Source organism: Paenibacillus sp. NRS-1760, from assembly GCF_050467785.1.
GTDB lineage: Bacteria > Bacillota > Bacilli > Paenibacillales > Paenibacillaceae > Pristimantibacillus.
Genome location: NZ_JBITPK010000021.1, coordinates 1 through 26,054 on the forward strand (window position 1 = coordinate 1; position 26,054 = coordinate 26,054).

Annotated in this window: 25 protein-coding genes and 1 tRNA gene; 9 read left to right on the top strand and 17 right to left on the bottom strand. The window is 43.7% G+C overall.

Going from position 1 to position 26,054, the window contains the following annotated elements:
* The first annotated feature begins 361 nt into the window (after window positions 1-361).
* Complete coding sequence (locus ACIFSR_RS28150; protein WP_430061651.1) at window positions 362-493, top strand: hypothetical protein; 132 nt, start codon at window positions 362-364, stop codon at window positions 491-493.
* A 125-nt stretch (window positions 494-618) separates the two neighbouring features.
* On the opposite strand, the gene ACIFSR_RS28155 is transcribed toward ACIFSR_RS28150, so the two are convergent.
* The 5 genes from ACIFSR_RS28155 to ACIFSR_RS28175 form a co-directional block, all read right to left on the bottom strand.
* Window positions 619-1,821 (bottom strand): trans-sulfuration enzyme family protein, encoded by a 1,203-nt coding sequence (locus tag ACIFSR_RS28155; RefSeq protein WP_430061653.1) that lies wholly within the window; start codon window positions 1,819-1,821, stop codon window positions 619-621.
* Between the two features lie 7 nt (window positions 1,822-1,828).
* Window positions 1,829-2,656, bottom strand: coding sequence for a carbohydrate ABC transporter permease (locus ACIFSR_RS28160; protein ID WP_076269999.1), 828 nt, complete (start codon window positions 2,654-2,656; stop codon window positions 1,829-1,831).
* A 1-nt stretch (window position 2,657) separates the two neighbouring features.
* Window positions 2,658-3,548, bottom strand: coding sequence for a carbohydrate ABC transporter permease (locus ACIFSR_RS28165; protein WP_339209580.1), 891 nt, complete (start codon window positions 3,546-3,548; stop codon window positions 2,658-2,660).
* Between the two features lie 60 nt (window positions 3,549-3,608).
* Window positions 3,609-4,937, bottom strand: coding sequence for an ABC transporter substrate-binding protein (locus ACIFSR_RS28170; protein WP_339208630.1), 1,329 nt, complete (start codon window positions 4,935-4,937; stop codon window positions 3,609-3,611).
* Between the two features lie 95 nt (window positions 4,938-5,032).
* Window positions 5,033-5,713 carry a FadR/GntR family transcriptional regulator gene (locus ACIFSR_RS28175; RefSeq protein ID WP_076270001.1) on the bottom strand — a complete coding sequence of 227 codons (681 nt, stop codon included), beginning with the start codon at window positions 5,711-5,713 and terminating at the stop codon, window positions 5,033-5,035.
* 274 nt (window positions 5,714-5,987) lie between these two features.
* Here ACIFSR_RS28175 and ACIFSR_RS28180 point away from each other — a divergent pair, with 274 nt between their 5' ends.
* Both ACIFSR_RS28180 and uppS read left to right on the top strand, forming a co-directional pair.
* Window positions 5,988-6,782: a lipid II flippase Amj family protein gene (locus tag ACIFSR_RS28180; RefSeq protein WP_430061656.1), complete on the top strand. Its 795-nt coding sequence runs from the start codon at window positions 5,988-5,990 to the stop codon at window positions 6,780-6,782.
* A gap of 33 nt (window positions 6,783-6,815) precedes the next feature.
* A complete protein-coding gene (uppS, locus tag ACIFSR_RS28185; protein ID WP_339208626.1) occupies window positions 6,816-7,532 on the top strand; it encodes a polyprenyl diphosphate synthase in 717 nt (238 codons plus the stop codon).
* Between the two features lie 434 nt (window positions 7,533-7,966).
* On the opposite strand, the gene ACIFSR_RS28190 is transcribed toward uppS, so the two are convergent.
* On the bottom strand, window positions 7,967-10,516 hold the full coding sequence (locus ACIFSR_RS28190) for an adenosylcobalamin-dependent ribonucleoside-diphosphate reductase (RefSeq protein ID WP_430061658.1): 2,550 nt from the start codon (window positions 10,514-10,516) through the stop codon (window positions 7,967-7,969).
* Between the two features lie 277 nt (window positions 10,517-10,793).
* On the opposite strand from ACIFSR_RS28190, the gene ACIFSR_RS28195 reads away from it, so the two are divergent.
* From ACIFSR_RS28195 to ACIFSR_RS28205, 3 genes are all read left to right on the top strand, one after another.
* Window positions 10,794-12,620: a DEAD/DEAH box helicase gene (locus tag ACIFSR_RS28195; protein ID WP_339208622.1), complete on the top strand. Its 1,827-nt coding sequence runs from the start codon at window positions 10,794-10,796 to the stop codon at window positions 12,618-12,620.
* Window positions 12,617-13,576 (top strand): YqhG family protein, encoded by a 960-nt coding sequence (locus ACIFSR_RS28200; RefSeq protein ID WP_430061660.1) that lies wholly within the window; start codon window positions 12,617-12,619, stop codon window positions 13,574-13,576. The genes ACIFSR_RS28195 and ACIFSR_RS28200 overlap by 4 nt, the downstream gene beginning before the upstream one ends.
* 124 nt (window positions 13,577-13,700) lie before the next feature.
* Window positions 13,701-14,594 (top strand): hypothetical protein, encoded by an 894-nt coding sequence (locus ACIFSR_RS28205; protein ID WP_430061662.1) that lies wholly within the window; start codon window positions 13,701-13,703, stop codon window positions 14,592-14,594.
* Here the strand turns inward: ACIFSR_RS28205 and ACIFSR_RS28210 are convergent.
* The gene (locus ACIFSR_RS28210; RefSeq protein ID WP_076270010.1) at window positions 14,585-14,779 is read right to left on the bottom strand and encodes a YqzE family protein; all 195 of its coding nucleotides are present in this window, start codon (window positions 14,777-14,779) and stop codon (window positions 14,585-14,587) included. The two genes, ACIFSR_RS28205 and ACIFSR_RS28210, sit on opposite strands and share 10 nt — an antisense overlap.
* 136 nt (window positions 14,780-14,915) lie before the next feature.
* On the opposite strand from ACIFSR_RS28210, the gene ACIFSR_RS28215 reads away from it, so the two are divergent.
* Entirely contained in the window at window positions 14,916-15,617 is a 702-nt protein-coding gene (locus tag ACIFSR_RS28215) for an N-acetylmuramoyl-L-alanine amidase family protein (RefSeq protein WP_430061664.1), read from the top strand.
* On the opposite strand, the gene ACIFSR_RS28220 is transcribed toward ACIFSR_RS28215, so the two are convergent.
* Both ACIFSR_RS28220 and ACIFSR_RS28225 read right to left on the bottom strand, forming a co-directional pair.
* Window positions 15,582-16,487, bottom strand: a complete 906-nt coding sequence (locus ACIFSR_RS28220) for a divergent polysaccharide deacetylase family protein (RefSeq protein ID WP_430061666.1) — start codon at window positions 16,485-16,487, stop codon at window positions 15,582-15,584. The two genes, ACIFSR_RS28215 and ACIFSR_RS28220, sit on opposite strands and share 36 nt — an antisense overlap.
* A 209-nt stretch (window positions 16,488-16,696) precedes the next feature.
* Window positions 16,697-17,287, bottom strand: coding sequence for a xanthine phosphoribosyltransferase (locus tag ACIFSR_RS28225; RefSeq protein ID WP_430061668.1), 591 nt, complete (start codon window positions 17,285-17,287; stop codon window positions 16,697-16,699).
* Between the two features lie 82 nt (window positions 17,288-17,369).
* On the opposite strand from ACIFSR_RS28225, the gene ACIFSR_RS28230 reads away from it, so the two are divergent.
* Window positions 17,370-17,453 (top strand) — tRNA-Leu (locus tag ACIFSR_RS28230).
* A gap of 199 nt (window positions 17,454-17,652) precedes the next feature.
* Here the strand turns inward: ACIFSR_RS28230 and ACIFSR_RS28235 are convergent.
* Window positions 17,653-18,147 carry a DUF2199 domain-containing protein gene (locus ACIFSR_RS28235; protein ID WP_339208615.1) on the bottom strand — a complete coding sequence of 165 codons (495 nt, stop codon included), beginning with the start codon at window positions 18,145-18,147 and terminating at the stop codon, window positions 17,653-17,655.
* 261 nt (window positions 18,148-18,408) lie between these two features.
* On the opposite strand from ACIFSR_RS28235, the gene ACIFSR_RS28240 reads away from it, so the two are divergent.
* Window positions 18,409-19,017: a transglutaminase-like domain-containing protein gene (locus ACIFSR_RS28240; RefSeq protein ID WP_339208614.1), complete on the top strand. Its 609-nt coding sequence runs from the start codon at window positions 18,409-18,411 to the stop codon at window positions 19,015-19,017.
* A 39-nt stretch (window positions 19,018-19,056) separates the two neighbouring features.
* Here the strand turns inward: ACIFSR_RS28240 and ACIFSR_RS28245 are convergent, their stop codons facing one another.
* From ACIFSR_RS28245 to ACIFSR_RS28275, 7 genes are all read right to left on the bottom strand, one after another.
* Window positions 19,057-19,941, bottom strand: coding sequence for a GNAT family N-acetyltransferase (locus ACIFSR_RS28245; protein ID WP_339208613.1), 885 nt, complete (start codon window positions 19,939-19,941; stop codon window positions 19,057-19,059).
* A 122-nt stretch (window positions 19,942-20,063) separates the two neighbouring features.
* Window positions 20,064-20,267, bottom strand: a complete 204-nt coding sequence (locus ACIFSR_RS28250; protein WP_430061671.1) for a hypothetical protein — start codon at window positions 20,265-20,267, stop codon at window positions 20,064-20,066.
* 136 nt (window positions 20,268-20,403) lie between these two features.
* Window positions 20,404-21,783: an ADP-ribosylglycohydrolase family protein gene (locus ACIFSR_RS28255; RefSeq protein ID WP_339208611.1), complete on the bottom strand. Its 1,380-nt coding sequence runs from the start codon at window positions 21,781-21,783 to the stop codon at window positions 20,404-20,406.
* A gap of 30 nt (window positions 21,784-21,813) precedes the next feature.
* Entirely contained in the window at window positions 21,814-22,626 is an 813-nt protein-coding gene (locus tag ACIFSR_RS28260) for an MBL fold metallo-hydrolase (RefSeq protein WP_430061673.1), read from the bottom strand.
* Window positions 22,627-22,706: 80 nt separating this feature from the next.
* A complete protein-coding gene (locus ACIFSR_RS28265; RefSeq protein WP_430061675.1) occupies window positions 22,707-23,549 on the bottom strand; it encodes a sugar phosphate isomerase/epimerase family protein in 843 nt (280 codons plus the stop codon).
* A 37-nt stretch (window positions 23,550-23,586) separates the two neighbouring features.
* The gene (locus tag ACIFSR_RS28270; RefSeq protein ID WP_430061677.1) at window positions 23,587-24,546 is read right to left on the bottom strand and encodes a Gfo/Idh/MocA family protein; all 960 of its coding nucleotides are present in this window, start codon (window positions 24,544-24,546) and stop codon (window positions 23,587-23,589) included.
* A 45-nt stretch (window positions 24,547-24,591) separates the two neighbouring features.
* A complete protein-coding gene (locus ACIFSR_RS28275) occupies window positions 24,592-25,959 on the bottom strand; it encodes an N-acyl-D-glucosamine 2-epimerase (RefSeq protein ID WP_430061679.1) in 1,368 nt (455 codons plus the stop codon).
* Between the last annotated feature and the right edge of the window lie 95 nt (window positions 25,960-26,054).

Below are 26,054 nucleotides of genomic sequence, written 5' to 3' on the forward strand. Positions count from 1 at the left end.
ATTTAGGGGGTTAAACCGATAAGTTCCGTTATTTGTGAATATTAGCCCATTTTGAGAGTTCTACGGACATAGGTTCCGCTATTTGCTATAAATCTGCGTAATTTCGGGGGTTTTATCACAAATAACGGATCTCATGTCCGTTACATACTTACAAACCCCCTTAAACCGTAATTTAGCGGAACTGATGTCCGTTAGCACTGCTCAAAACCTCAAAAACTCGAAAACTCGAGACTGCTCCCCCTTTGCTACGCTCTAATAATACAAAAAAGCCACTTCCGAAGAAGTGGCCTTGAAGATATTCGCTTGATATTCGCATAATTTTCAAAAAAACCGAAAATCGTTAAAAAAGTGCTCTAACAGCATGTCGAGAAAGATCAATCCACTAAAGCAATCGTATCCTTTAATGCTTCTCAGCAACCTTCGTTTCCTATCCCAATATCCGCAAGTTGCTCCAATTACGCTCGATAAGCTGCGCAAGGAACGAGGATTCTAAAGCTCCCATGCTAGCAATCCGCCAACCTTCCCCGACAACCTTCGTTCCAATAAGATAATACTGCTGCTCGCTGGAGCAACTACGGTGAAAGAGCAGCTATTACTCCCGATGAGTCACTATTTACCCTAATAAGCTTTTACTAGCTTCCACGCTCTCTCCATATCATCGATCAGCGTATATGGATCTTCCATACCGATGTACAATCTGGCTACTGAAGGGTTCGTTCCGTCCGGGTTTCTACGCTCAGGCGTTGTATTGACCGTAACGAGACTCTCATAACCGCCCCAGCTGACTGCAATCCGGAAATAATGCAGCGCATCAGCCCACTGCTTCATGACAGCAACGGGAAGCTTGCTTTCGAAAGAAAACAAGCTGCTGTATCCGTCCAGTTGTTTCTGTGCCAGTTCATGCTGAGGGTGTGAACGAAGAGCTGGATGGTTTACACGATTGACCATAGGGTGTTTCTCCAAATACTCCGCGATGATCATGCCGCTCTTCTGATGGCGCTCCATACGAAGCGGAAGCGTACGTAAACCACGAATCATCAACGACGCTGTATGAGCGGTCATGATTCCTCCTAGCAGCATATACCCTTTGTTCTCAATTTTACTAATTAGCGCAGCACTTCCAGTTACAACTCCGCCTAGACAATCACTATGTCCTGAAAAAAACTTAGTCATTGAATGCAGCACGAGATCGATTCCCATAGTCAGCGGCCTTTGGAAACAAGGTGTTGCCCAGCTGCCATCTATCATTGTAATGATCCCTGTTTTTTTCGCCAGCTCAGCTATTCCTTCAAGATCTTGCAGCTGGAAAAGTCCTGAAGTAGGGCTTTCCACGTATATAATTTTTGTATTTGGCTGTACTGCATCCTCGAAATCGGAGAGCAAACTGCCATCTACATAAGTGACTTCAACCTGATACCTCTCTGACATCTCGTTTAGAAACTCTCGTGTTGGCCCGTAAGCCTGATCAACACAGATGACATGATCGCCTGAACTAAGCAGCGCATGCAGCGTTCCTGCAATTGCAGCCATGCCCGATGCGAAGCAGCGCGACTGCTCACCGCCCTCCAATTCGGCGATTTTGCTTTCCAAATATTTTACCGTTGGATTGTTGCCGCGGGAATATACGTTGGCAGCTAATACATCCTGCATCGCTTGATCGAAGGTTTCATGATTCTCGAAAGTAAATAAGCTATTTTGATAGATCGGTATGGTTACCGCACCGTAATGTTGTTTATCTACCTGATCGTGAGAGACTTTTGTATGCAGTTGATTATCCATTTCTTTTCTCTCCATCATGTCGTTTCCCTCTATCCATTCCATGAATTTATTATCCTTTTTCTGCTCCCTGTGTTAATCCCTCTACGATGAAACGCTGGGCAAAAGCGAACAATACGACGGTAGGAATGACCGATAGTACCGTTCCAGCCGACATTGCACCCCAATCGACATCAAATTTCATAACGAAGGAGTTCATAGCTACCGGCAACGTCTTCAATGCCTCGTCATCGATAAACATGACAGCCATAAACAGCTCATTCCAGTTTTGTACAAATGCAAAGATGAAGGTTGAAGCAATGCCCGGCAACATGACCGGAATGATCACTCTTAACAACGCCGTCAGACGTGAACAACCATCAATCATGGCTGCCTCCTCTAAGCTGCTCGGAACGCGTTGGAAAAAGCCTCGAAGCATAATAGTTGAGAATGGAATAAGCATAACCGTGTAGCAGATAATTAATGACATCCTTGAATTAATCAAATCCAAGTCCGCCATCAATAAGTACAATGGAGCTAGTGCAATAAATCCCGGAAGCATTTGCGTAACGAAAAACGCCATCATAATCTGTTTATGCCCTCTAAACTGAAAGCGGGCCATGACATAAGCGCTTAGAGTCGCTATAAAAATAACGATCGCGGCAGCAAGAACGGCCACCAATAAGCTGTTGAAAATGTAAATATGGAATTTCGATATTTTAAAAATCTGGATGTAGTTATCCAGCGTGAATTGCTTTGGCCAATATTGAAGCGGGAAAGAGAATATATCCTTTTGAGGCTTAAGTGAAGTAATGACGATCCAGTATAAAGGAAATACCATGATTACAAAATGCAACGCTAGATACAGCACCTTCAGACCTGTCAGTATGCGTGGCTTCATCTTAAAAATCACCCACCTTTTCCGACTTGGTCACAAACAAATAGAAAATCGTGTACAAGATTAGAATGCCGATCATCGTAACACCAATTGCCGATGCCATCCCGTAGTCCCCGCCGTAAATAATTTTATCCAGCATTAATGAGGATAAAATATGGGTTGTTCCCGCAGGACCGCCGTTAGTCAAACCGTAAATAATCGTTGGATCATTGAATATCCATATCGCTCTGAGCAACGTCGTTGCGATAATCGTAGGAAGAATAAAAGGAAAGGTGACATTAACAAATTTGCGAATGCTCCCCGCTCCATCCATATCCGCTGCCTCATACAAATCAGCTGGCACCGATTGAAGTGCCGCAAGCAGCATGATTGCAAAAAACGCGATCCCGTACCATACATTGGCGATAATGACCGATGACATCGCCCAATCTGGGTCAGAGAGAAAACCGATTCTAGTATCAATAAGGCCGATGCGCATTAAAAGATCATTAATAACGCCCATTTGGGAGTTGAACATCCATTTCCAAATCAAGCCGATTAAGAAACCAGACAAAGCCCAAGAGTAAAAGATAAACCCTTGATATACCCCTCTGCCTTTAAACGGTTTGCGCAAAATCAGTGCAAGTGAGAGGCCAATCAAAAATTGAAACGTTAAGGAGAAAAACACCCAGTATGCGCTATTCGTCATTGCTTTTAGAAACTTAGCATCTTGGAATGCGGTTACAAAGTTCTGGAATCCGATGAATCGAACGTTCGTCAGATCGAACAGAACATAGTTCTGAAACGCCATGACTACCCCTTGCAGGAATGGATAAAACGTAAATATGAGCAGCAACACCAAAGCTGGTAGCAAGCTGAGCAAAATATACGTTCGCTGCTTTCTCAATGCAATCACCGCCCTTGACTTAGAAAATGCGATGGGCGGCTGCTGAGCCACCCATCACTATTTTTCAGATTATTTGTTCATGTCCGCTTTCGCTTTCGCCCAATATTCATTCCACTTCGTTAACGTATCCTCAACTGAAGTTTGGCCTAGTAGCATCGCCTGACCACTTTCCATAGCGACCGTACCCCATTGTCCATTAGCAGGATATTCGAATGGCGGTTTGAAATTGATGAAAGTATCTGGTTTGTTCGTCATATCAAGCAAAGTTTTGTAAGGTCCTTTTTGGAAAAACTCATCCTCTGTAGCCGAAGAGTGGATCGGTACAGTACCATGGCTTTTGGATAGCTGTGTATTCTCCTCAGGGGAGGATAGGAAAGTAATTAATTTCCAAGCAGCTTCTTTGTTCTCCGAGTGTGAAGTGATACCCCAACCTGCTCCACCTGCAGAAATCATCGCTTTGCCTGATGGGCCAGTAGGCATTGGAGCTGTTGCCCATGTGCCTTCTTGCATGTTCTCGCCCAATACTTGAATAACATCTGGATCTTGCAAAAGGAATGCAGTTACACCAGAAGTAAATGCCTGTACTTGCTCTTGGAAGCCCCAGTTAATGGAATCCGGAGGTGATCCTTCTTTGTACAGCTTCACATATAGATCCAATGCCGTTTTGGCTTCTGGAGAAGAGTAGATTGTTCCGCCATCTTTCAGGAACATCGCATCATCAACATTGATCTTGTCTGCGTCGTACGCTTGAATCAATGTATCAGGAACACCGTTGGCACCAGGACCGCCACGGAATGAGAAGCCATAACGGTTCTTCGCAGCGTCCGTCAGCTTAACAGAAGCATTAACTAACTCTTCGTAGGTAACCGGAGCATTGATTCCCGCTTCCTTCAACCAATCTGCACGATAAAACAATTGGCGCTGATACAATCCGTTTGGTATGAAGTAGAGCTTATCCTTGACGGAAGCAACGGATTTGGCAACAGCCGTTACAGTGCCAAAGTCGCTCCATGAGCCTGTATAATCGTTTAATGGCTCTACGTAGTTGTTATTTACGAATTCCGCAACGTTAAGATCGCGTACTTCCAAAACGTCTAGCGGTTGTTTGGCGGCCAACATCGTTCTGATTTTGTTATCAGCCTGATCAAACGGTGGAGAAATCAATTCAACCTTGATATTCGTGTTCTGGGCCATGAATTTGTCGATGCTTGCTTTAATCAATGCTGTACGACTCGGGCTGGTCAAGCTTTCAATCATGCGAAGCGTAATTACTTTCTCTTTACTTCCGCTGTCAGGCTTTTTCCCATCATTTGAAGAACTGCAAGCTGTAGTGAGAGTAAAAACCATTACAGCCGTCAAAGCGGATAACATCCATGTTTTCATTGGTTTACCAAACATATGAATCCCCCTAAAGACGTAGTGTCATACTATCTACCTGTATGATAGGTTAAATATAATGTAAGCACTTTCATCTTGTCAATAACTAATTTTAATTAATAATGACGTATCGTTTCCTCGATAATATCCATCATTTTGTTAAATTCAGCTAATGCATGCTGTACATCATGTTTGGCAATACCATCAAATAACGTACGATGGAACGGATACGTGTTATCAAATAATTCCTTAACGCCGAACGGGCCAGCAAAGAAACGTTTGATTAATTCAGAGATAGATTCATAGACGCTGTGAAGCAGCGGATTAGCGGCAGCATCATAAATATGCTGGTGAAACTTATAGTCAATTGCCGATGTATCCAGACCTCTGTTTTTGCACACATCATACTCTTCTAAACATAGTCTCATTTTCTCGATTTTTTCGTTGCTAATCCGTATAGCAGCAAGCTCTACAGCCTTTCCTTCCAAAGCTCTGCGCACGTCAAGAATATGAAGAAGAAACTTCTTCTCATTCTCAATTTTCACCTTTCCGCTATAGCGATAGGACTCAGAATCATTAACAAATATACCTTTTCCATTCACCACTTTAACAATATCGATAGCTTCAAGATACCTCAGTGCTTCGCGCAAAGAGGAACGTCCTACACCTAATAATTTAGTCAGTTCTTCGGCTGATGGAAGCTTGTCTCCCTCCTGCAAACCTTTAACCTCGATGTATTTTTGAATCTCTTCTGAGACCAACTCATGGACATTTTGCTTCTTAACTTTCTGAATCATTTCTATCATCCTTTTTACCTTTCAGATAGGTGAATCTTATTCGATTATATGTATTTTGTCAATAAAGCGCTCTCTTTTTGCAAGCATTGCTTACAAGCCGATAGAGTCTAAGTTTACCATTTTCACAACTAATATTTTACTAGATGAGAGATGATAACGCTCCTTCGAACATAAAATAAGAAAAACTTGCTTATTTACTTTCTATTTATTAATTTCGGTATTTCCTATTTAATGATAGTAGAATCTTACCTCCATAAGGGAAAGAGGTGCTGCCATGCTTGAGCATATTATTCTAGTTAGCAGCTTTACGTTTATTATTCATTTTGCAGAAACGATTACATACTCTCTTCGATTAGCAGGCGTGCGTATGGGAAAAATAGCTGTCGCTATATCGTTAACCGGCATTATCCTGCTCGTATCGCGAACAGCCAACATGGTGCAAGCACCGCTTATGGGAAAGCTCATCGATTCTGCCAAAACTTCCATGGAGTATTCACTGATTGAGCAATTTCGAATTATAATCTTAAGCGCGTCACTCGGAACAATTGCTGCAATGCTAGCATTTCCAACCGCGGTGATGCTGGCTAGACGAGTCATTGCCCATTTGGAGGTAGCAGGCTCTATCCCAGGCTTGCTTAGAACGACGGTATCCATTGAGAAACTTAAAAACTCGCGTTCACACATCCGGCTGCCAAAGCTGGGAATGCTGGCGCGATTAAGAATTGGCGGCATACCAAAACGATTGTTTCTACTCAACATTATCGTAACTGCGATCTATACCATTGGCGTTCTGGCTGCTTTACTTGCTTCTTCCATTACGACTGAGCATGCGATCGCAGCTTCTCAATCATCAGGACTAATCAATGGGGTAGCAACGATATTGTTAGCACTTCTTATTGATCCTGAAATTGGCTTATTGACGGATAAAGTGCTAAAGGGAGAGAAAAAAAGCGCTGCGTTAACTAAAGTATTCGGTTTGCTTATGTTGTCCCGTGTGATGGGCACCGTGCTGGCACAATTACTGCTCGTACCGGCAGCAACCTTGATTTTGTGGGTCGTATCTAGATAAAAAAGAAAGTTAACTTGCTTGAGGAGGAAAGTCATGCTGTGGTCACATTTATTTTTCAAGCAGGATCGTTATAAATTTTTTCCAAAACATATCGCGATCATTATGGACGGCAACGGGAGATGGGCAACTCGTAAAGGACTGCCACGAAACGTTGGACACTTTTACGGGATGAAAACGATGCAGAAAATCATAAAAAGATCGATTTCGCTAAAGCTTAGCTGCTTGACCTTATATGCATTTTCAACGGAGAACTGGAGAAGGCCCAAAGCCGAGGTTGATTATTTATTGGAGCTGCCTATCAAATATTTTCAGAATCAAACGATCGAAGAACTAAACAAAAAAAATGTAAAAGTAACTTATATCGGCGACATTAGCTCGTTTCCTGCTCATACGGTGGATGTCATTCAGAGAACCTGTGAAATAACGAAGAACAACACTGGCATGCTTCTAAATATGGCTCTTAATTACGGGGGGAGAACTGAAATTCTGCAAGCTGCAAAAAAGCTCATCGCAAGCGGAGCAGACCCGCTCACTTTCGATGAACAATTTGAGAAAACGATCGCTACCTCCGATTATCCGCCAGTTGATTTAATCATTCGGACAAGCGGTGAAAAGAGGCTGAGCAACTTCCTACTATGGCAGGCAGCGTATGCTGAATTATGGTTTACGGATAAAAGCTGGCCGGATTTCAACTATGCCCTATTGAACGATGCGATACAAAATTATTCGAAAAGAAAAGAACGGGAATAATGAACCTGCAAAGACCAAACCCTTCACCTATACGAGGAGAATGGTCTTTTTTGTTTGAAAATCATATTAGTTTTGTTTCGCTATTTCTACAAACTTGGCATTGAATTGCTGAGCAATCTCATCCAAATGTGGAGTCAAAACATTAGATTTTTGTTTTTAAAATTGTAAACTTATTCATTAACGCTGCGATTTCATGGGGGGACCCATCGATCAGTTTGGTAATCGGAGACATATGGTATATTTTCAGAAAGCTGTATACAATCCCTCTATAATTGCGAATAAACTTAACTTGGTTTGCTGGTATTTGCTGGAGCGTCATCATATCTTTCCAGAGCCAGCCTAACTCTTTTGCATTATTGGAAAGACTACACAAATTAAAAAAGAGAACCATGAGGTTCTCTTTTTTTGCTTACCTAATTCATTTCTATACCCTATCAATTACACTTGCTAAAGCCGCACTGCGTACACTGCTTGCAGCCTTCTATATTAATAAGCGCTGCTGAGCCGCAAGAGGGGCACAAATCAACGGAAGGAGTGTCTACAGCAGATGTGGAGATCGCCGGATAATCCGCAGACGCTGCTGCTTCTTCTCTTTGTACTATTTTCGCTGCCGTCTCCTGCTCCGTCCCATTCTCCATATGAATCTCAAGCGATTTTGCAACGGCATCCGCAATGGACTCCACTCGGTTAACTCCGAATCCTATCGCTCCCGATCCGCCGATCCCTTTCAAATGTTTGACGAGCAGCTTCACCTTGTTTCCATGATCGCCATAACGCAGAAATAACGAACACACACGCCCTAATGCCTCAGCCATCGCAAACACATCCGAACCTGCCTTGCCTACGTTCAAGAAAATTTCTGCAGGTGTGCCATTGAGATCATTTATCGTAATATAAGCCATGCCAAATGGTGTGTTCACCTTATAGGTCGCACCCCGCAGCACCTGCGGTCTGCGTTTATACTGCTTATCGAGCTCCTGCTCAGGTTGTGCGGCTGCTGGGATAACGGCTTCCACCAAATCCGCATCAAATGGTGCTTCTGTTTTCTCTTCTTTTGATGACGTAGAGAGAACTTGAACATCACGACTGCCATCTCGGTAAATCGTCACACCTTTGCAGCCGAGCTCAAAAGCAAGCTCATACAATCTTCCTGTTTCTTCCACTGTGAAATCTGCCGGGCAATTCGCTGTTTTGGAAATAGAGCTGTCCACCCAGCGCTGAATAGCCGCCTGTACCCGAATATGATCCTCAGCCGACAAACTCATCGAGGTTACAAAATAATCTGGAAGCTCCTCCCCCGGATGAGACGCCTTCCAAGACGCTGCAATCGGAACATCTTGTTTATCAAAACCAAGACGACTTTGACGATAGTATTCGAATGCAAAATAAGGCTCGATTCCCGTAGACGTTCCGACCATTGTTCCCGTGCTGCCAGTCGGCGCTTGTGTAATGACCGTCACATTTCGCATGCCGTTCAGGGTCACATTGTCGCCAATCTCCGGAAATTCAGCTATCAATTGCTTCATAAATCCGCTCTGAACATATTTATCCGCTTCAAACGCTTGGAACGAACCTTTCTCAGCAGCGATTTCCGAAGACGCCAAATAAGACTCCCTAGCCATAAATCCATACAGCTTATCTAGAAAAACCAATGACTCTGCGCTGCCGTATCGGATACGCAGCTTAATCATAAGCTCAGCTAGTCCCATCGTTCCGAGCCCGATACGCCGCTCAAGCTTTTGATTGCGCTCATTTTCTTCAAAATGATAGGGTGTTTTGTCGATGACATTATCAAGAAACCTTACAGACCAGCGTGTAACTTTAGCAAGTTCATCCCAAGCAACGTCATGCTTCTCTTCATCATAAAACTTCGATAGGTTTACAGCTGACAAGTTACAGACGCCCCAGCCTGGCAAGCCTTGTTCACCGCAAGGGTTCGTACTAATAATAGGATTGAAATACCAGCTGTTCGACATTTGATTATAATACTCCATAAAGACAACGCCTGGCTCGGCTGACTTCCATGCGGATTCAATAATCGCTTGCCATATTTGACGAGCGCGCACCGTTTTGTATGGGATAACCTTTTTGCCAAGCTTGCGCCATGCATCCAGATCGCCGGTCCAGAGCTCGTTATACTCTATATCTTTGGTATCTGGAAATACGAGCTCCCATTCCAAATCTTCCTTTACAGCCCGCATAAAAGCGTTGCTGATACATACCGACAGATTGGCATTTGTCACTTGACCCATCGTTTGTTTGACCGTTATAAACTCTAATACGTCCGGGTGCCAATCATTGATCATAAGCATCAAGGCACCGCGGCGGCTGCCGCCCTGCTCAATGAGTCCCGTTGCATAGCTAAACAACCCGCCCCATGACACAGCACCGCTCGATGAACCGTTAACACCTGCAACTATCGCTCTTCGAGGTCGCAGTGAAGATAAATTCATCCCAACACCGCCGCCGCGCGCCATAATTTCTGTCATCTCCGTGAGCGTTGTCATGATGCCGCCCCGGCTATCCTTCGGTGAGGGAATGACATAACAATTAAATAGCGTCAGCTCTTCACTCGCTCCAGCCCCCGCTGCAATTCTCCCGCCTGGAACCAGCTTCCAATCATCTAATAAGTATCTGAATTTGTCCCGCCATTCCTTTTGTTTCTCTGATCCATCTTCAACGGATGCCATTGCATCTGCAAGACGATCCCACATTTCCTCAGGCGTTTTCTCAATCGTCAGCGTAAGTTTCTCTGTTGTAGACTCCACATGCTCGCCGTTTCTAAGCTTTACGGTCACCTTGCTGCCATCACGGCCGATAACTTCTCCGACTTCCTTGACAGGAAATTTCGGATCATCCTTCGTTAGAACAAGCACGATATCTCCGATCGCCGTTTTACTCGTATCTGCATTTTTCCACGCATATCGATCCAAAAAGATTTTTTCACTAAGGCCCTCAAGCCGATTTCCACCAGACATCTCCATCGCAGCTGCTTCCTCCCTCATACTAACGTGCTGAAGGCATAGGTAAGATCAGATATGCTTTTAGCACAATATATTGTGTCATAAAACCATTATACTATACTACATATTGATTTTCATGCTCATTTGTGGCGAAATTTAGCAAACCTGTCCGCTTACATGCCCACTCTCGTTATATTGCTAGTCCATCCTCTTTTTTAAGCAGCATCTTATTAATATTAGATGAAAAGGCAATACTAATAACAACTTATCCCTTTTACTGCGGAAGGAGCTGTACTAGATGACATTTCAGACGACGCCGCAGGCTGCCTCAGGTGAAGCAGGCACTGCCGCCTTTACTTCTCGCAAGCTTCATCCTTTAGTTGAGCTGCAGCATGACCGCTCTTGGTTTGAAGAACTGCAAAACCGTTTAACAAAAGGCGGCCCATGGGATGATTGGACGTTATATCAGCTCGCTATGGAAGCCGAGCAAGCGAAACGAATTGAAAGCTTCGAAGAATTGTTATGCTTGCGATCTCTTCCAGCCTTCGAGCCAATGGCACATCAAATCAGCACAGCGCGCAAAGTGGTGCATGAGATGGGCGGCCGTGCGATTTTAGCCGATGAGGTTGGGCTTGGCAAAACGATCGAAGCAGGACTCGTGCTCAAAGAATATATTGTGCGCGGTTTAGCTAAGCGTATTCTCATTCTTGTCCCCGCTTCCCTTGTGCTTCAATGGGTGCGTGAGCTTAATCAGAAATTCGGCATCTCAGCCGTAGCTCAGAAGAAGGAGCATACATGGGGATATGATGTAGTTGTCGCTTCTATCGATACCGCAAAGCGTGATCCGCATCGCGAGATTGTGCTTGGAACAGATTATGACATCATCATCATCGATGAAGCACATAAGCTGAAAAACAAGAAAACGACGAACTATCAGTTTGCTAATCTTTTACGCAAAAAATATTGCTTGCTCCTTACGGCTACCCCAATCCAAAACGATATGGACGAGTTGTTCAATCTCATTACACTGCTCAAGCCTGGTCAGCTGGGAGGTCAAAGTGAATTTGCAGCAAACTTTGTTGTCGACAAGCGGCTTCCGAAAAATGAAGATCAGCTGCAGGAAGCACTCTCTGGCGTCATGATTCGGAATCGGCGCGGGGACGGCGGCATTCATTTCACGAAACGTTTTGTCAAAAATATACCGCTTACTCTCTCAGAAGAAGAGAAAGCGCTGTACGACGCGGTGACGGGCTTTGTCAAGGAACGGTATGAAGAAAGCGGCGGCGATTTATCGAGCATGCTCTCACTCGTTACCCTTCAGCGTGAAGTTTGCAGCAGCCGAGATGCGGTTTTTCTAACGCTTGTAAATCTATTTAAGAAAACGTCCGAGGACTCCCCGATGCGTCCAAAAATATGGGAGCTTGTAGAAAAAATTCGAAATATCAAAGCCAATACCAAAGCAGAAAAAGCGATGGAGCTTGTCAAGGAAATGGACGACAAGGTTATCATTTTCACTGAATACAGGGCTACTCAGGAATATTTGCTGCAGTTTTTCCGCGCTCAAAATATGATTGCCGTCCCTTATCGCGGCGGTATGAACCGCGGCAAAAAGGATTGGATGATGGATTTATTTCGCGGGCGCGCGCAAATCCTCATCGCAACGGAAGCAGGCGGCGAAGGGATAAACCTGCAATTTTGCCACCACATGATTAATTTCGACCTGCCTTGGAATCCAATGAGAGTCGAACAACGCATTGGACGGGTGCATCGCCTCGGGCAAAAGGAAGATGTAAAAATCTACAATCTGTGCACAATCGGTACTATTGAAGAGCATATCGTCAACCTATTGCATGAAAAAATAAACCTGTTCGAGCTTGTTATTGGCGAACTGGATCATATTTTGGAACGCTTTGAAAAAGGGGATGGCTCGCTGGAGCAGCGGCTTGCACGCATGCTGCTAGAATCGGGCAACGATACGGATTTAAAACAAAAAATTAATCATTTGGGCTCCTCCCTCAGCCGCATTCGTGAAGAGGTGCTGACAGGCGAAAACCCGCTGCCGACAAGTCCCGACCTGCTAGTGAATTTGGATACGCTTGGACAAACCGTGGAGGTGCAGCCTTGAACGAAAAACAGGTGCACAAATTTGTAAACCGCTATTTAGAAGCTACCGAATGCTCAATTTTAGAAAAATCACCAAGCCATTTCACGGTGAAGCTCTCTCCTCACGCCGACCGTGAACTTACGAATCGTCCCTACTACTGGAGCTTCGTCGATCGTGTTAACGCAGAACCAGAGACGATGACGTTCTTGTTTGTTACGGACAAAAACAAATATGACGCTGCCGAGGAGCTCAAAAAAATTGAAGTCGTGAACACCGAACAGGATGCTGCGCTGAACGCGCAAGATACAGCAGCGAATGTCGCTCTTGGGCGTTCGCTAGGCTTCATTCACGGCAGCTTGGCAGCACCCGTTCGCATTCCGCGTGAAGACTTGTTTTTTGGCGCACGCAAGCTCGAGCAAATATTTGATGCTGCAAAAGCTAAGGGCAGCTTCGTCCATTTGTTTCAGGAGCCAGACAAACGCTCGAACAATCCCTTTACCTCGACCCCTTACACAGCATGGCTGTCTGTCAATATGCGGGTAGAGTTCGCTTGTGATCGCAAGCGCGAAGAAATTCATAGCTACGGTGTCTCGCTCGCGACTGGCCAATGTGTGGAGCATTTCTACGATCGCTTGCTTACGCACAAGCTTACGCCTCGCCTGCCGGCAAATATTCACATTACCAAAAATGGCCTCTCCTTCAATAAAGCGCTTAGCATTGTAGAACAAATGCTGGAGCGCAAGCTTCGCAGCTATGATTACAGCTGGGCTGAGAGTGCATCAGCAAGGTTGAAGGAAGAGCTTGACCGAATTAATGGCTACTACGAGCCGCTTGTTAAGAATGCAATCGAAGAAAACAAACCAGCGATTGAGGAGCAATTCGCTCAGCGTCAATCCGAAATCAGATGGCAATATGAGCCTAGGGTGACTGCGTCCGCCATTAACTGCGGCATCTTTCATCTCGAGGGTATCGATTGACATGGATCTGACGTTATCCGCAGCAATACGTCAAAAAAAGGCGGTCACAAGGCCGCCCTTACGCGACAGGTTGCAACAGCCTTCTTAAAGCTTGTCCTATACAATGATATGGAGGTGATTAATTATGCCAAAAAAATTCATCAAGCTTACAGCGGCATGTGTTTTGACCGCTATTGTATTGTATGCAGGCGGATTGCAGCCACAAGCTGCTGCGGCCGTTTCTAATCCTACAACCGTTTATGAGCCTGTTCAGCAGCAAGCGCAGCGATGGGTTGAAGAACTAGCTGTACAGCCTTCTTTTGCCGCGTGGAAGAAGTCGACGCTTATTGTTTCTCCTATTGGCCCTGGAACGCATAGCTGGCTTGTGCTTGTCATGCAAAATAAAAATACTGTCGGTTATCTTGTCATTAATGCGGTGGAGTCAGGTGGATATCAGCTAGGCGAATATGGAACAAACAGTCATCCATTATTCGATGAAAGTACCCTTACCAGAGCGATTAAGCAACTTGAGCTTCTAAAGCCTGCAACCCAAATTGATCGAATATATGTTCATCCTCTCCTTGCCGCATGGAAAATAACGACAGAGAAAGAAACGTATTATGCAGATGCTGTCAGCGGTGAATCGCTCCCTGCCAAGAAGGAGGATTGGACAAATGCTGCTGCAACTAAGCTTGATAAAGCGGCTCCATTACTTAACACTCAGAAAGCAGTCCTTATTAAACATGTTTCGCTGCCGTCATTTAATCCATTCGATAAGCTTCCCTGGCTAACGAATAAACCCATCACAGTAAGCTCTAATTCCTACACACCTCTCTTTGCCAAAATAAACAACAAAGAACAGCTCCGCTTTACCGCTGAGCTGTTTGATGGCCAGATGTTATATGTCTGGTCTGTCGTCGGGTATAACAAATGGGATAACGGTCAAATCTATGTTGCTCTTGAAGCAAGCGAGGATGGTTCTGATCGCCGCTATATTCCCCTTCAGCTTTTAATCGAGCTTGGTCACTTTTACCGATGACGCTCAGCCCGTCCACGCCACCATAACATTACACTCACTGGTCCCCATCCGAACCAACGCGTCAGCCAAGGCTCTCTCCGAGATTTGGCTAATACGTTGGTTTGTTTCCGTTCTTCCCTTGGTGTCTCTATATAATTTATAAATTTTTCGGTCATAAATTTTACGTATTCATCGCCTTTTGCCATGCTAATCAGTCCTTTCAATACCGTATGAATTAATAATTTAAGTTTGCCCCTTAACCATCCAATCTAAACATGCATGAGTTTCCCTCCAAACAGCCACGCTAACCGTATGTCAAAGAAATCTGGAGGAACAATCAGCATGTTTCGTAAAATGGCACTAACCTTTGTTGTAATATGGCTGGCTGCTTCCAGCAGCTCATCCAGCGCTTTTGCATGGCCACTTTTGCCGGTAGGCTACAATCAAGATTGGGCGCTTCCGTCAACTGTCGTCATCATTGATGCTGGGCATGGTGGGATTGACGGGGGAGCCTCATCAGCTGATATTTTAGAAAAGGACATTAACTTAGCTGTTGCGCGTAAGCTGTATTTTATTTTGCGAAGCCAAAACATACCGGCTGTACTCAATCGAACCGGCGACTATGCACTCAGTGACGATAATCGTTGGCATAATTCACGCTCAAGACATCGTAAAGATTTATCGCAGCGCCGGCAATTAACCGATGAAATTGAAAGTGAACTGCTCATTAGCTTGCATGTCAATTGGTCTAAGAAAAGTATGCAGAAAGGCCCTTTAGTACTGCATCAGAGCAGCGGTGAAAGCTCATTGCTTGCATTTTGCATACAAGATGCACTTAATCGACAACAAAATACGGCTTTCCTCCCAAGGGAAGGAAAACCGTTTTATTTACTTAGAAGGGTACAGGACCCTGCTGTAATTGTAGAAATGGGCTTTATTAGCAGCGAGCATGATCGTACGATGCTGACAGATCCGCAGCGTCAGCAAGAAGTTGCTGAAGCCATTGCCTTAGGGATTAGGCAATACAAGTGGATCGTTCATTGATTCTCCGCCAATAAGCGCAGTCAGCTTCACGAATCTCACAGTAGGCTGCATCGCAGGTATGGACTGATGAAGAACCGAGGAGGTATATTTCCCAGGAGCTCCAACATGTCCGATCGTGATGCAGCTGTCATGTGACTCCAAATGCTTGCGAAGCACGCCGATTTGCTTAGATATATGCTGAACGGTATAAACGTCATCAAGAAAAACATCATTGGAGACTGTCGGCACGCCCAGCTCTTTGGCTAATTTGGGAACAACCGTTTTGAAGGTGGTCCGGCTATCTAGAAAAAAGAGCCCCCGCTCCTTGCACACGCTTAGCACAATTCGCATCATTCGTTCATCTGCTGTCACCTTTGAGCCCATATGATTATTCATGCCAATGGCATGAGGCACATCGTCAATGGCATCCTCTACCCGTTTACGCACCTCTGCATCGCTTAAATCAGTCGTAAGCGCTCCAGGGCCCAACCAGCTTTTTAGTCCTTTGTTCGGTTCCATCGGCATATGAACAATGACATCGTGGCCAAGCCTATACGCTTCCTCTGCATCCTTCTTAGTCGTTGGCATAAAAGGCATAATCGCCGCTGTAATTTTGACTGGAAGCTTCATCATTTCCTCTGTTCCGCTCATGTTATTGCCAAAATCGTCAATTACGATTGCCACTGGCTTCCGTTCATCCACCTGCGCAGCCGCACTTATCCCTTTAGCTGAACTTTGAGCAGAAACATGATTATAGCTGAGCGGGCTCGTAGCAGCTGAAAATGCACTCAGCAGCAAGACTGTCGCAGCTGTCTTAGCAACCGATGACCATCTCATTTTACGAAATTTCTGTATTTCTCTTTCCTCAATTACATTATGCTGTCTGCTCATTGCTGCACGCACCTTTCACCGTTTGCTGTTATTGTTTGTGAAAATGCTGGAAAATATGCGAATGCAGCATAATATCAGAAGCATAAACCTAACTTATAAATATATAAAAAAAAGAGACCTGATTTAGGCCTCCCTTGTCATTGAATCCTATTTATAATTTGTTCGAACTTAAATTTCTGTGAGCAATTTAGTTACATACAACTTGTTGTTTAAGCGTGAGTGACTGGATGAGGAGCGAATGATACTTTTCCGCCTGTTAATGATGCCACTCTTGCCAATGAATGTACAAGATAACCATGCTCGATCAGCTTTTCACGACCTGGCTGGAACGCCTTCTCGATTACGATGCCAATTCCGGCTACCGATGCACCCGCTTGCTCAACGATCCGAGCCAATCCAAGTGCTGCATCACCGTTCGCTAGGAAGTCATCTATAATGAGGACACGATCTTCAGCTGCCAAAAATTTGCGTGAAACAGTAACTTCACTTTCCTCTTGCTTCGTAAAGGAATAGATTTTCTCGGTATAGAGATCATCTTTAAGTGTCAGTGACTTGCGTTTACGCGCAAATATTAATGGCACGTTCATTTGCAGAGCGGCCATAACCGCAGGTGCGATGCCTGAAGACTCCAGTGTGAGCACCTTCGTAATTCCTTGTGCTTCGAATAGGGAAGTGAATGTTTTACCTATGGCAAGCATAAGCTGCGGATCTACTTGATGGTTTAAGAATGAATCCACCTTCAATACATTGTCATTAAGGACGATTCCTTCTTGCATAATTTTTTGCTCTAATTGCTCCACAGCATTTTCCCCCATTTTTATAAAATATTGTTGACTATTCCAGCTTGTTCATGATACGATATTTTTTGTTAAAACATGTTTTGCGGTCGTGGCGGAATTGGCAGACGCGCTAGATTCAGGTTCTAGTGGTGTAACAGCCGTGGAGGTTCGAGTCCTCTCGACCGCATCCTTATTGGGTTTATAGACTATTTTAGACGATGTTTAATCTAGTGGTCAATATGAGACAACATTTTGTAAATTTAAACCACTTTGTTATCATGACACTTAATTCATGATAACGAAGTGGTTTTTTTGTTGCGTAATTTTGCGATTCACTCATTTTTATTGAAAATAAATGTTCATAAAAGTCAGTTTTCATTGGCTATTCAATCGTTCATGTGGTGATTGGTTAAATGAGCAATCTCTATTACTCTCTCCATTGTAATTCCTTCTCTTTGTTCAACTGCAAGGGGATGATCCGTCTGTTCCAGTTCTATTAATGGAACGGCGCCAACTTCTTGTGTATGTACCATTGTTTTCAACGACAGTGTTGATATTGGATATATTGAAAGTTCCGTCGACAACCAACCAAAATATGGCTGCTCATTTTCTCTTCCTTGTACATTCAATAATTCATTGGATTTCAAAAAATTTTCGCCACTAAGTGAAACCCAAACACTCCATATAAATTTTTCATTACTATTAATAATTGGTATTTCAATGTGTCCTCTAATATAAAAAAACTGTTCATCAATTACGCAAAAATCTCTAATTAACTCTGTTCTTTGCTCTTCTGGCACCTTGTAAAAATAGTCTGGTGCTTCAATTCCGTAACATAAAGGGACTTCTCTTAATTCGTTGTTGCAATGAGGGCATTTCATCGTTTCTACTCCTGCCTGTTTTCTAATATTTAATAACCACTAAATTATGTTAATTCTTAAAGCACTTTACTTCTATATTTTACCGCATATAATTGCATTTTCTCAATAATAATCCGTTCTATTGTACCATATTGCATTTCATTATTCAGTCATAAAAACTACTAGGTCAACAACGGTTGAACGAAATTAATTGTTGTATATTAATTCATTTATATGCATAATAATTCCTAAGAATAAACTAATAACTGGAGGCATTATGCTATGAACATATCGTGTGAATCGGATAACATATTAGATTATTTGGAGGAAACAGAAGTCATCGATTTCAGTCATCCGGCAATCAACGATTTATCAGATGGATTATTTTCTAGATCTTCTAACGAAGTCGATTTTATAAAAAATGCTTACGAATTTGTTCGAGATCAAATAGCGCACTCTTGGGACATTCAAAGCAATCGGATAACATGCAGCGCTTCAGATGTCCTATTTTATAAAGAAGGTATTTGTTACGCCAAATCAAATTTATTATCTGCACTGTTAAGAAGCAAAGGGATTCCAACAGGATTTTGTTATCAGCGACTTACAATCGGGGATACACCCGACACAGGATACTGCATTCATGCTCTTAATGCCGCTTTTATCAACAGCATTGGAAGATGGGTTCGCTTTGATGCTCGTGGAAATAAAGCCGGCATTGCTGCGGAGTTTTCTTTAACTGAAGAAAAATTAGCTTTTCCTATACGGCAACAATATAACGAGATAGACTATTTAGAAATATATAAACAGCCTAACTCTAAAACGATTCAAGTACTTAAACAAAGTACAAACGCTATTCATATGTATTTGAATGGATTGCCTTCCGAGCTTTAGCTTCATTTCCAGGCACTTTTCAGCATCCATAAGTATTGTTTAATAACCGTCGGGTGGAGCACTTAGTCTTGTATCCGGTCTAAAATATTTAATATAGTGGTGGTAAAACGCCGTTTCTTCAAACCCAAGGCTTTCATATAACGTTTTCGCAAAATTACCTTTTGCAACGTCAAGGATTACCTTTTCTTCACCCCTGCTGATGATTTCATTAACCAGGTATTTCACAAAAACTCTTCCATAACCGCGTGATTGATGTTCTATGGAAATTGCAACGGTACATATTTTATTTCCTTCAATTTTTCCTATGGCTACTATAGTATTATCAACTATCATTACAAACATATTATTTTTATTTTGTGCAAACTGCTCGCGTTCCCATTCCACAGGCTTATAAAAAAACGAAGGATACAATCCTATACGCTGTCGCATATGAAAGAAAGCTAATTCGCAAATTCTATCCCATTCAAAATAATCATTCTCTTCATAATTTCTAACTATGATGTTATCTGAGGGGAATGATTCACCCTTACGCTCCATAATGTATGAGGATAAATATAATCTGTATCCGTTATTGTCCAAAAGACTGATTAAATCAGTGTCATGATGAGAACATGTAAATAGGGTATGCTCTACTTTTTCATTTGGAATAAGCATTTTTTCATATTCTTGTATTAGCATTGAGCCGATATCCGCTGCATCATGCTCTTTGTTAACATATAATATGGCCTGAGGTTTTCTGCCGAAACCATTAAATGAAAGAAACCCAATGCTTGAAGTATTATTGAGTGCAACCAAAATATTATCTTTGTTACTTTTTTCATCATTATAAAATATATTCAATAGATGATTGTAGTTAAGCAGCATGCGTTCGATTTGAGCTTTATCTCTTTGAGGATCATATTTTTGTATAATAATTTGGTTCAATTCTCACACCTCGATTCTGTTTTAGTTCAATCCATACACTAGTCAAAAACTCTTTCGAATTTCTCATTCTTAATTAAATGTCCAATTAGCTCTTCAATACTTCAACAAAACTCTATTAACTCTTAAAAAAATAAATTTTTTATGCTGTCATTGATTTTCTTATCTACATTTTCTCTATCAGCACTGCCTTGATCGTAGGCTTTATTTAATTCTTCAGCAATTTTCTCAGCAAAAAATATATCCGTCATTCCTTTTATGATCTCTTTTCGGCCAGCTACAATATCCCATTTCTGTTCTATCGCATTCAATCTAACTTCATAACGCATCGAATGATCTCCTCCAAATATAGCTCTTATTATAAGATGAAATGATTACCCTTTTCTCCCAGTATACAATAAACCCAACACCTTGGCGGTATTGGGTTTATTGTTTTTGTATCGCTTTCAAATTATAGCAACTCCATTACTTCAAATAAGGATTATTTGCAATCAACTTCACCGTTCGCTCTGCCAAATGAGAAAGAGGCACGATGCCGAAGCCATCTACGCCTGAACGAATTTTATCGTTTAACGGCTTTACCCATTTCTCGGGTAGTTGGCTCGCACCTTTTTGCATACCTACGATAGAACCTGAGGTAGCCGCATTGCAATCCGTGTCAAAGCCCGAAATGATTGCTAAACCTATTGTTGCTTCCAGGTCACCTTCACCATACAGCAGAGACGCGGCTACAATCATCGCATTTGAGATCGTATGGCACCAATGATGTGCATTGCTTTCATCATATTTATGGTGGATACGCTCTACTACTGAATCAAAGGTCATCTGCTCCTCATACCAGCGTAACACCGTCCGAATATCGTCTGCAAGCCTGCAATTTGCAGGAATTTGACCGAGACCGGCTCTGATCACATCCTGCCTGTTGTCCGTCACAGCAGCCATTGCCAGCATAGCTGCAGTCCACATGGCGCCGTAGATGCCATTTTTCACATGCGAGATCGAAGCATCTCTCCAAGCCATTTCAGCTGCTTTCGCTGGATTCCCAGGATTAATGTAGCCATACAAATCAACACGAATCTGAGCGCCAATCCACTCTCTATAGACATTGCGATATGTAGCTGAGAGTGGTGGATCTAAGCGATTAACGAGATTTCGGTAAGCAATGCGTTCTGCAGTACAGGTGCGCAGCAATGGCAACAGGTTAAGCCATGTTTCTGCTACATCGTCAGGAGAGAAGTCATAGCCGAATTTTTCTAATACAGCAAGGCTGATGATCGTATAATTCATATCATCGTCCTCGACCATATGCTTCACATTATTAATCCAGCTTACGAGCTCGTTTCCATACGACCCGCCCTCGTTGATGACGCCGTACTTTTCCGCAATTTCCGGATCAATTTCGGATGAAATATAATAATGAACTGGTAAATTGTTTGTTTCCTTTAACAAGCCTGTAATTCGTTCCTTTCTCCACCCTTCGATCGGCTGCCCCAATAAGCAGCCTGCGGATCGACCGAGCCAGGCACCATACATTTTATCTGCCAAATCTTCATAAAGAGCAGGTTGTTGCACCGGAAATTCGGCAACTGGTCTTTCCGCTACTATTTCCGGCAGGTTAGAGGGCTCAACAAAAGGGAAGTCAGCTCTTAAAGGCAGCTTCCCCATTTCGTCGATATAAGCCGCAGCCATTTGTTCACGTTGCGGGTCATTCCACTCCATGGAAGCCAGCTTCTCATACGTAGCAGCCAATTCTGCGCTGATCTGTTTCCCCTCGTCCATTGCCTGCTGCCTTTCAATTTCAACATGATGGCTGTATTGCAAGTAGTACTGTTCGGAGGCTTTCATGAACGGCATTCACTCCTTTCAGGAACCTTATTATAGCTGCAAAATCATACCGTCAAAAGCTACTATGATATCCTCTTGATCAAAAAACTGCGTAAGATCATCGTGCAGCAATTCTATATTGTGAGAGAAATGTGTGACCACAACCTTGCTATCCGGGCTGAATATCCCATTGCTGCGTAACCGGTTCCTAATATCAAGAACGGCTGCGATGTTGAGATGTCCGCCTGTAAACGGCAGATGGCCGTTCGTACAATCCAATATGGTGAGGTCCAATTTCGTCTGTTCCAGCCATCGCCATGTTTCTTCAGGAAGAAGCCCGGTATCGTGTCCATAAAAGATACGCTTCCCATCCTTTTCGATTAGAAAGAGCAAACAGGTTTCATCGGGATCATGATTTGCCGGCAGCGCCGTCACCTTGGCGTTTCCGGTATCGACGGTTTCGAACAGATCTATTTTTCGCAGCACCAACCGCTCTGCATCTGGTCTGCCAACAGCATCCCGGCATTTGCGAATGACAGCATCGTGGCCGTAAACATGCAACGGCGCATCCAATCCATGAGCATAAACAGGCATCCGCATCTCTAAATCCTCTGCACGAAGATGATCCAGATGCGTGTGCGTGATGAACAAATCCTTCACAAGACCGAGATCGATGCCGCCCGTCAAAACATGATGAAGCGTATCTGGCGGAAAATCAACCTTTAACACGCCATCAATAAGGACGGAGCTCCGTGTTCTCACATTTTTACCGCCAAGTTCTCTTGCCTTCAAGCAGTGCACACAACGACAAAACATCGCTGGAAAACCTTCCGCAGCAGCAGTGCCAAGAAAATGCACCTTCACGATATATCTCCTTCCAAATCGTTTTTAAGTTTTGGTCGTAGACACAATCAACTAACTATCCTTTATCATTTAATGCTTTCTTAAAGGCCTGCCACTATTCGTGTTACATGATTAACCGCTTCAATAGAGCCAAGCTTAGGCTCTTCTTCGCCTTCGAACTCTACGGTAAGCCACCCGTCAAAACCTGATTTTTTCAGCTCGCCGAAAATATACTTCAAATCGACAGCGCCTTCTCCAGCAATTTTCCCTAGAAACAGCTCCCCCGTTAAAGCCCTAGTGACGCTGCCAGCCGTACCTTCCGGCACTGGTAAAAAGTCCTTAACATGCACATGACCAACATACCCATTCAGCTCATCAATCGCATCGCTAGAGCTTTGGCCAACGAGCAGAAAATTTCCGGTATCGAACGTGCTTCGCAGCGCCTGGGAATTAACCTGTTGGATAATAGCCATAACCTGGTCGCTGCGTCCTGCAAATAACCCGTGATTTTCTAGGCAAAGTGTGACACCCTTCTGTTCGGCATAATCAGCCGCTGCACGAAGTCCATCAATTACGAATTGCATTCCCTGCTCAAACGATATGGAGTCATTGGGCAAATCCCCTGAGAATACACGAACGACCTTGGCTCCAAAATGAACAGCTGCGTCGACAGCATCCGTTACTTCCTTTAATTGTGCTTGCCTTTGTGAATCATCTGCTACCACAAAGTTGTTGCACGCGCTGAAGCATGCAACCTGCAACCCATATTTACGAAGCGCTTCATCAATTAATGGGATATCCTTCTCCTTTTCCTTCCAAAAACAACTGAGCAGCTCCACTCCCTTAACCCCTGTCTCGGAGGCAAATGCTAGAAAATCAACGGTATCCCATTTTCCTTCATACCAATATTTATGCACGCTCCACATACTCAAGCTAACGTTCATACCAATCACGCTCCTCATGGAAATTAGAAGTGCCAAATCAAACTTGATAGTCTGCTGAACGATATATTGCTTCAGTCAATTGGATAACCTTCCTAGCATATTCTCCCGATACCAATATTTCATGTTCTCCTCTGATCGCGTCAATGAAGCTTTTATCCTGATTCGTGCTTTGAGCTGGCAGCTGAACTGGCAGAACGCCATCCTTATAGGTTGAAATCTCAATTCTGCCATTCTCGAGATAGATCACGCCTAAATCGCCGCAGAAGGAATAAAACTCCTTATAGCCCGGTACATAACCAATAATGTTCAGCGCAGCAATGGCACCCTCTTCAAAGGTGATGCTCGTAAAAGAATCGATTTCCACCGGTGCACCATGGCTGCTGAGGGTCGACTTCACCTCAAGCGGTGTAAGGCCTGTCGTCCATAACAGAACGTCAATAATATGGCTGCCTGAATCCATTAGCATACCGCCTCCAGAAAGCGCAGCATTTTGTCGCCATGTGCCTGTTTGGCTTCGTTTCCAATCCTGATAGAGCGTTGCGTTAATCGAGCTTAGTTTGCCTATTACGCCATCTGCTATCGCTTGGCGAATAAAGATGAACTCCGGTTGGAAATGCCTTTGGTAGGAAACCTGAAGCAGCCTCGAATTTGCCTCTGCAGCGTTTATTAATTGTTCAGCTTCTTGGGAGGTGCAGGTCATCGGCTTCTCAATCAAGACATGGCAGCCTGCATTCAATACATCAAGTGCTTGGGCAAAATGCAAAGTATGCGGTGAGCATATAATAACGGCATCCAAACCGCCTTCTTCGAGCATTTCTTTATGGCATGCGTATCGTCGGGTATTGGTCAAATGGAATGTGGATAGAAACTGCAGAGCAGACTGTTCATTTGGGTCTGCCACTGCAACGATTTCCACGCCTTCCAGCGCTTGCATCTGACCAGCATGAAGCTGTGCGATACCGCCAGTACCTATAAAACCAATATGAATATTTTGCATATATTCATCTTCACTCCCCATGAGTAATGATTGCAGCGTTCTTGCTCAATAAACTCCTAGAATGGACAATCTCGTACCATTTGGAATCACATTTGCGGGTCTATCCTTAAACAACCAACTCTCCGGCGTATCACGAATATCACTTAGCTCTAGCACAAATGAAGCTGCCGGCAGCTGTTCCGAACGAAGAATAACTCTATTTCCATCAACCGCTATACTATCCCATACCAGAGAAATAGAAGCGCCGTTATTCCAAAGCTTGTAGCAGGAATCATTCATAGCCGAGTGTTCGTCAATTCGTTTGTTGAATGAAATCACAATTTCGTTTCTGCTTCTCCGTTCAGTAAGCATGGGAAACGGCTTATGATCATACATATAACCGCCTGTATGATACTCATAAGCTGTCCAAGATGCATAGCCGAGCGCAAAAGCCGTTTGACTGAATGTCTCCAGCCATTCCCCGCTTTTAATCATTGGTTGTGCAGAACCGATATCCGCCTGAACGGCTAATGGCAGCTCGGGAAATCGCTCCTTAATCTGATCGACAAAAGGCTGGTAGCCTTTTACGTAATCAGCTGGCAGATCTCCACGCAGCCAATCGGGCCAATGCGTTTGCAAGAAATGGATATCCGGGTTTACCTTTTCAATCATCGATGGAGCATCAAGGCCTTGGTCTTCACGGAGTCGTTCGACGCTATCCTGTCCTGCATTAATCGCAAGCGACCAAGTGGCAACAACGATATCTGGCCTAACCTCACGAACGCCTCCTTCTCCATTTATCATTTCATTTATAAAGCCATTGACTGCTTCTACACGGAACTCGATCCACTTGTTGTAGGTTTGAACATCCCGAAGGTAATAGTTAGGAGCAGCTGCATTTGTAAAATCAGGCATATCTACGCCGTAACGTGCTCGGAACGCCGATTTTGCAAGCGGCCCAACATCACCGTAAACCCCTCTCTCAATCCCGCCCCACTCTGGAAAATACGGCTCGGCAATTTCTATCCCGTCGAAAGGATACTCCGTCACAAGCTTAGCCATCGCTGATTTTTTCCACTGCACGTAGCCTTCACTAAATGGCGACAATCGCCAGAAGCCGTCATTCGGCTCCTTAAGCAGCTTCATCTGCCAAGAAGGCCATTCTTCTGGAAACCTGTCGGTAGAGAAGGTACCGTTTCCTATCACCATCGCCCACACCGGAATTCCATTTTGACGGAAGGCAAGCAGCAAGTCCTTCTGAATGACATGTTCATTTACAACAAAATAATGGACGCTTTGATACCCTGCAAGCATAATTTCTTCAACAATACTCTCTGGCGACCTTTGCTGATAATAGGGAAATGAGGGATCAATCTGGATGCTAGGACCAGAAACGGCTTGGTTGCGAAATGAGTCCTTAAACAACGTAGACAACCAGTTATACCTCCTTTTTCCAATTTCACTTGTAGTGTACCACCTATTAATTGATAACGGAATATTTTTTTATTTATTTTAAATTTTTAGAATAA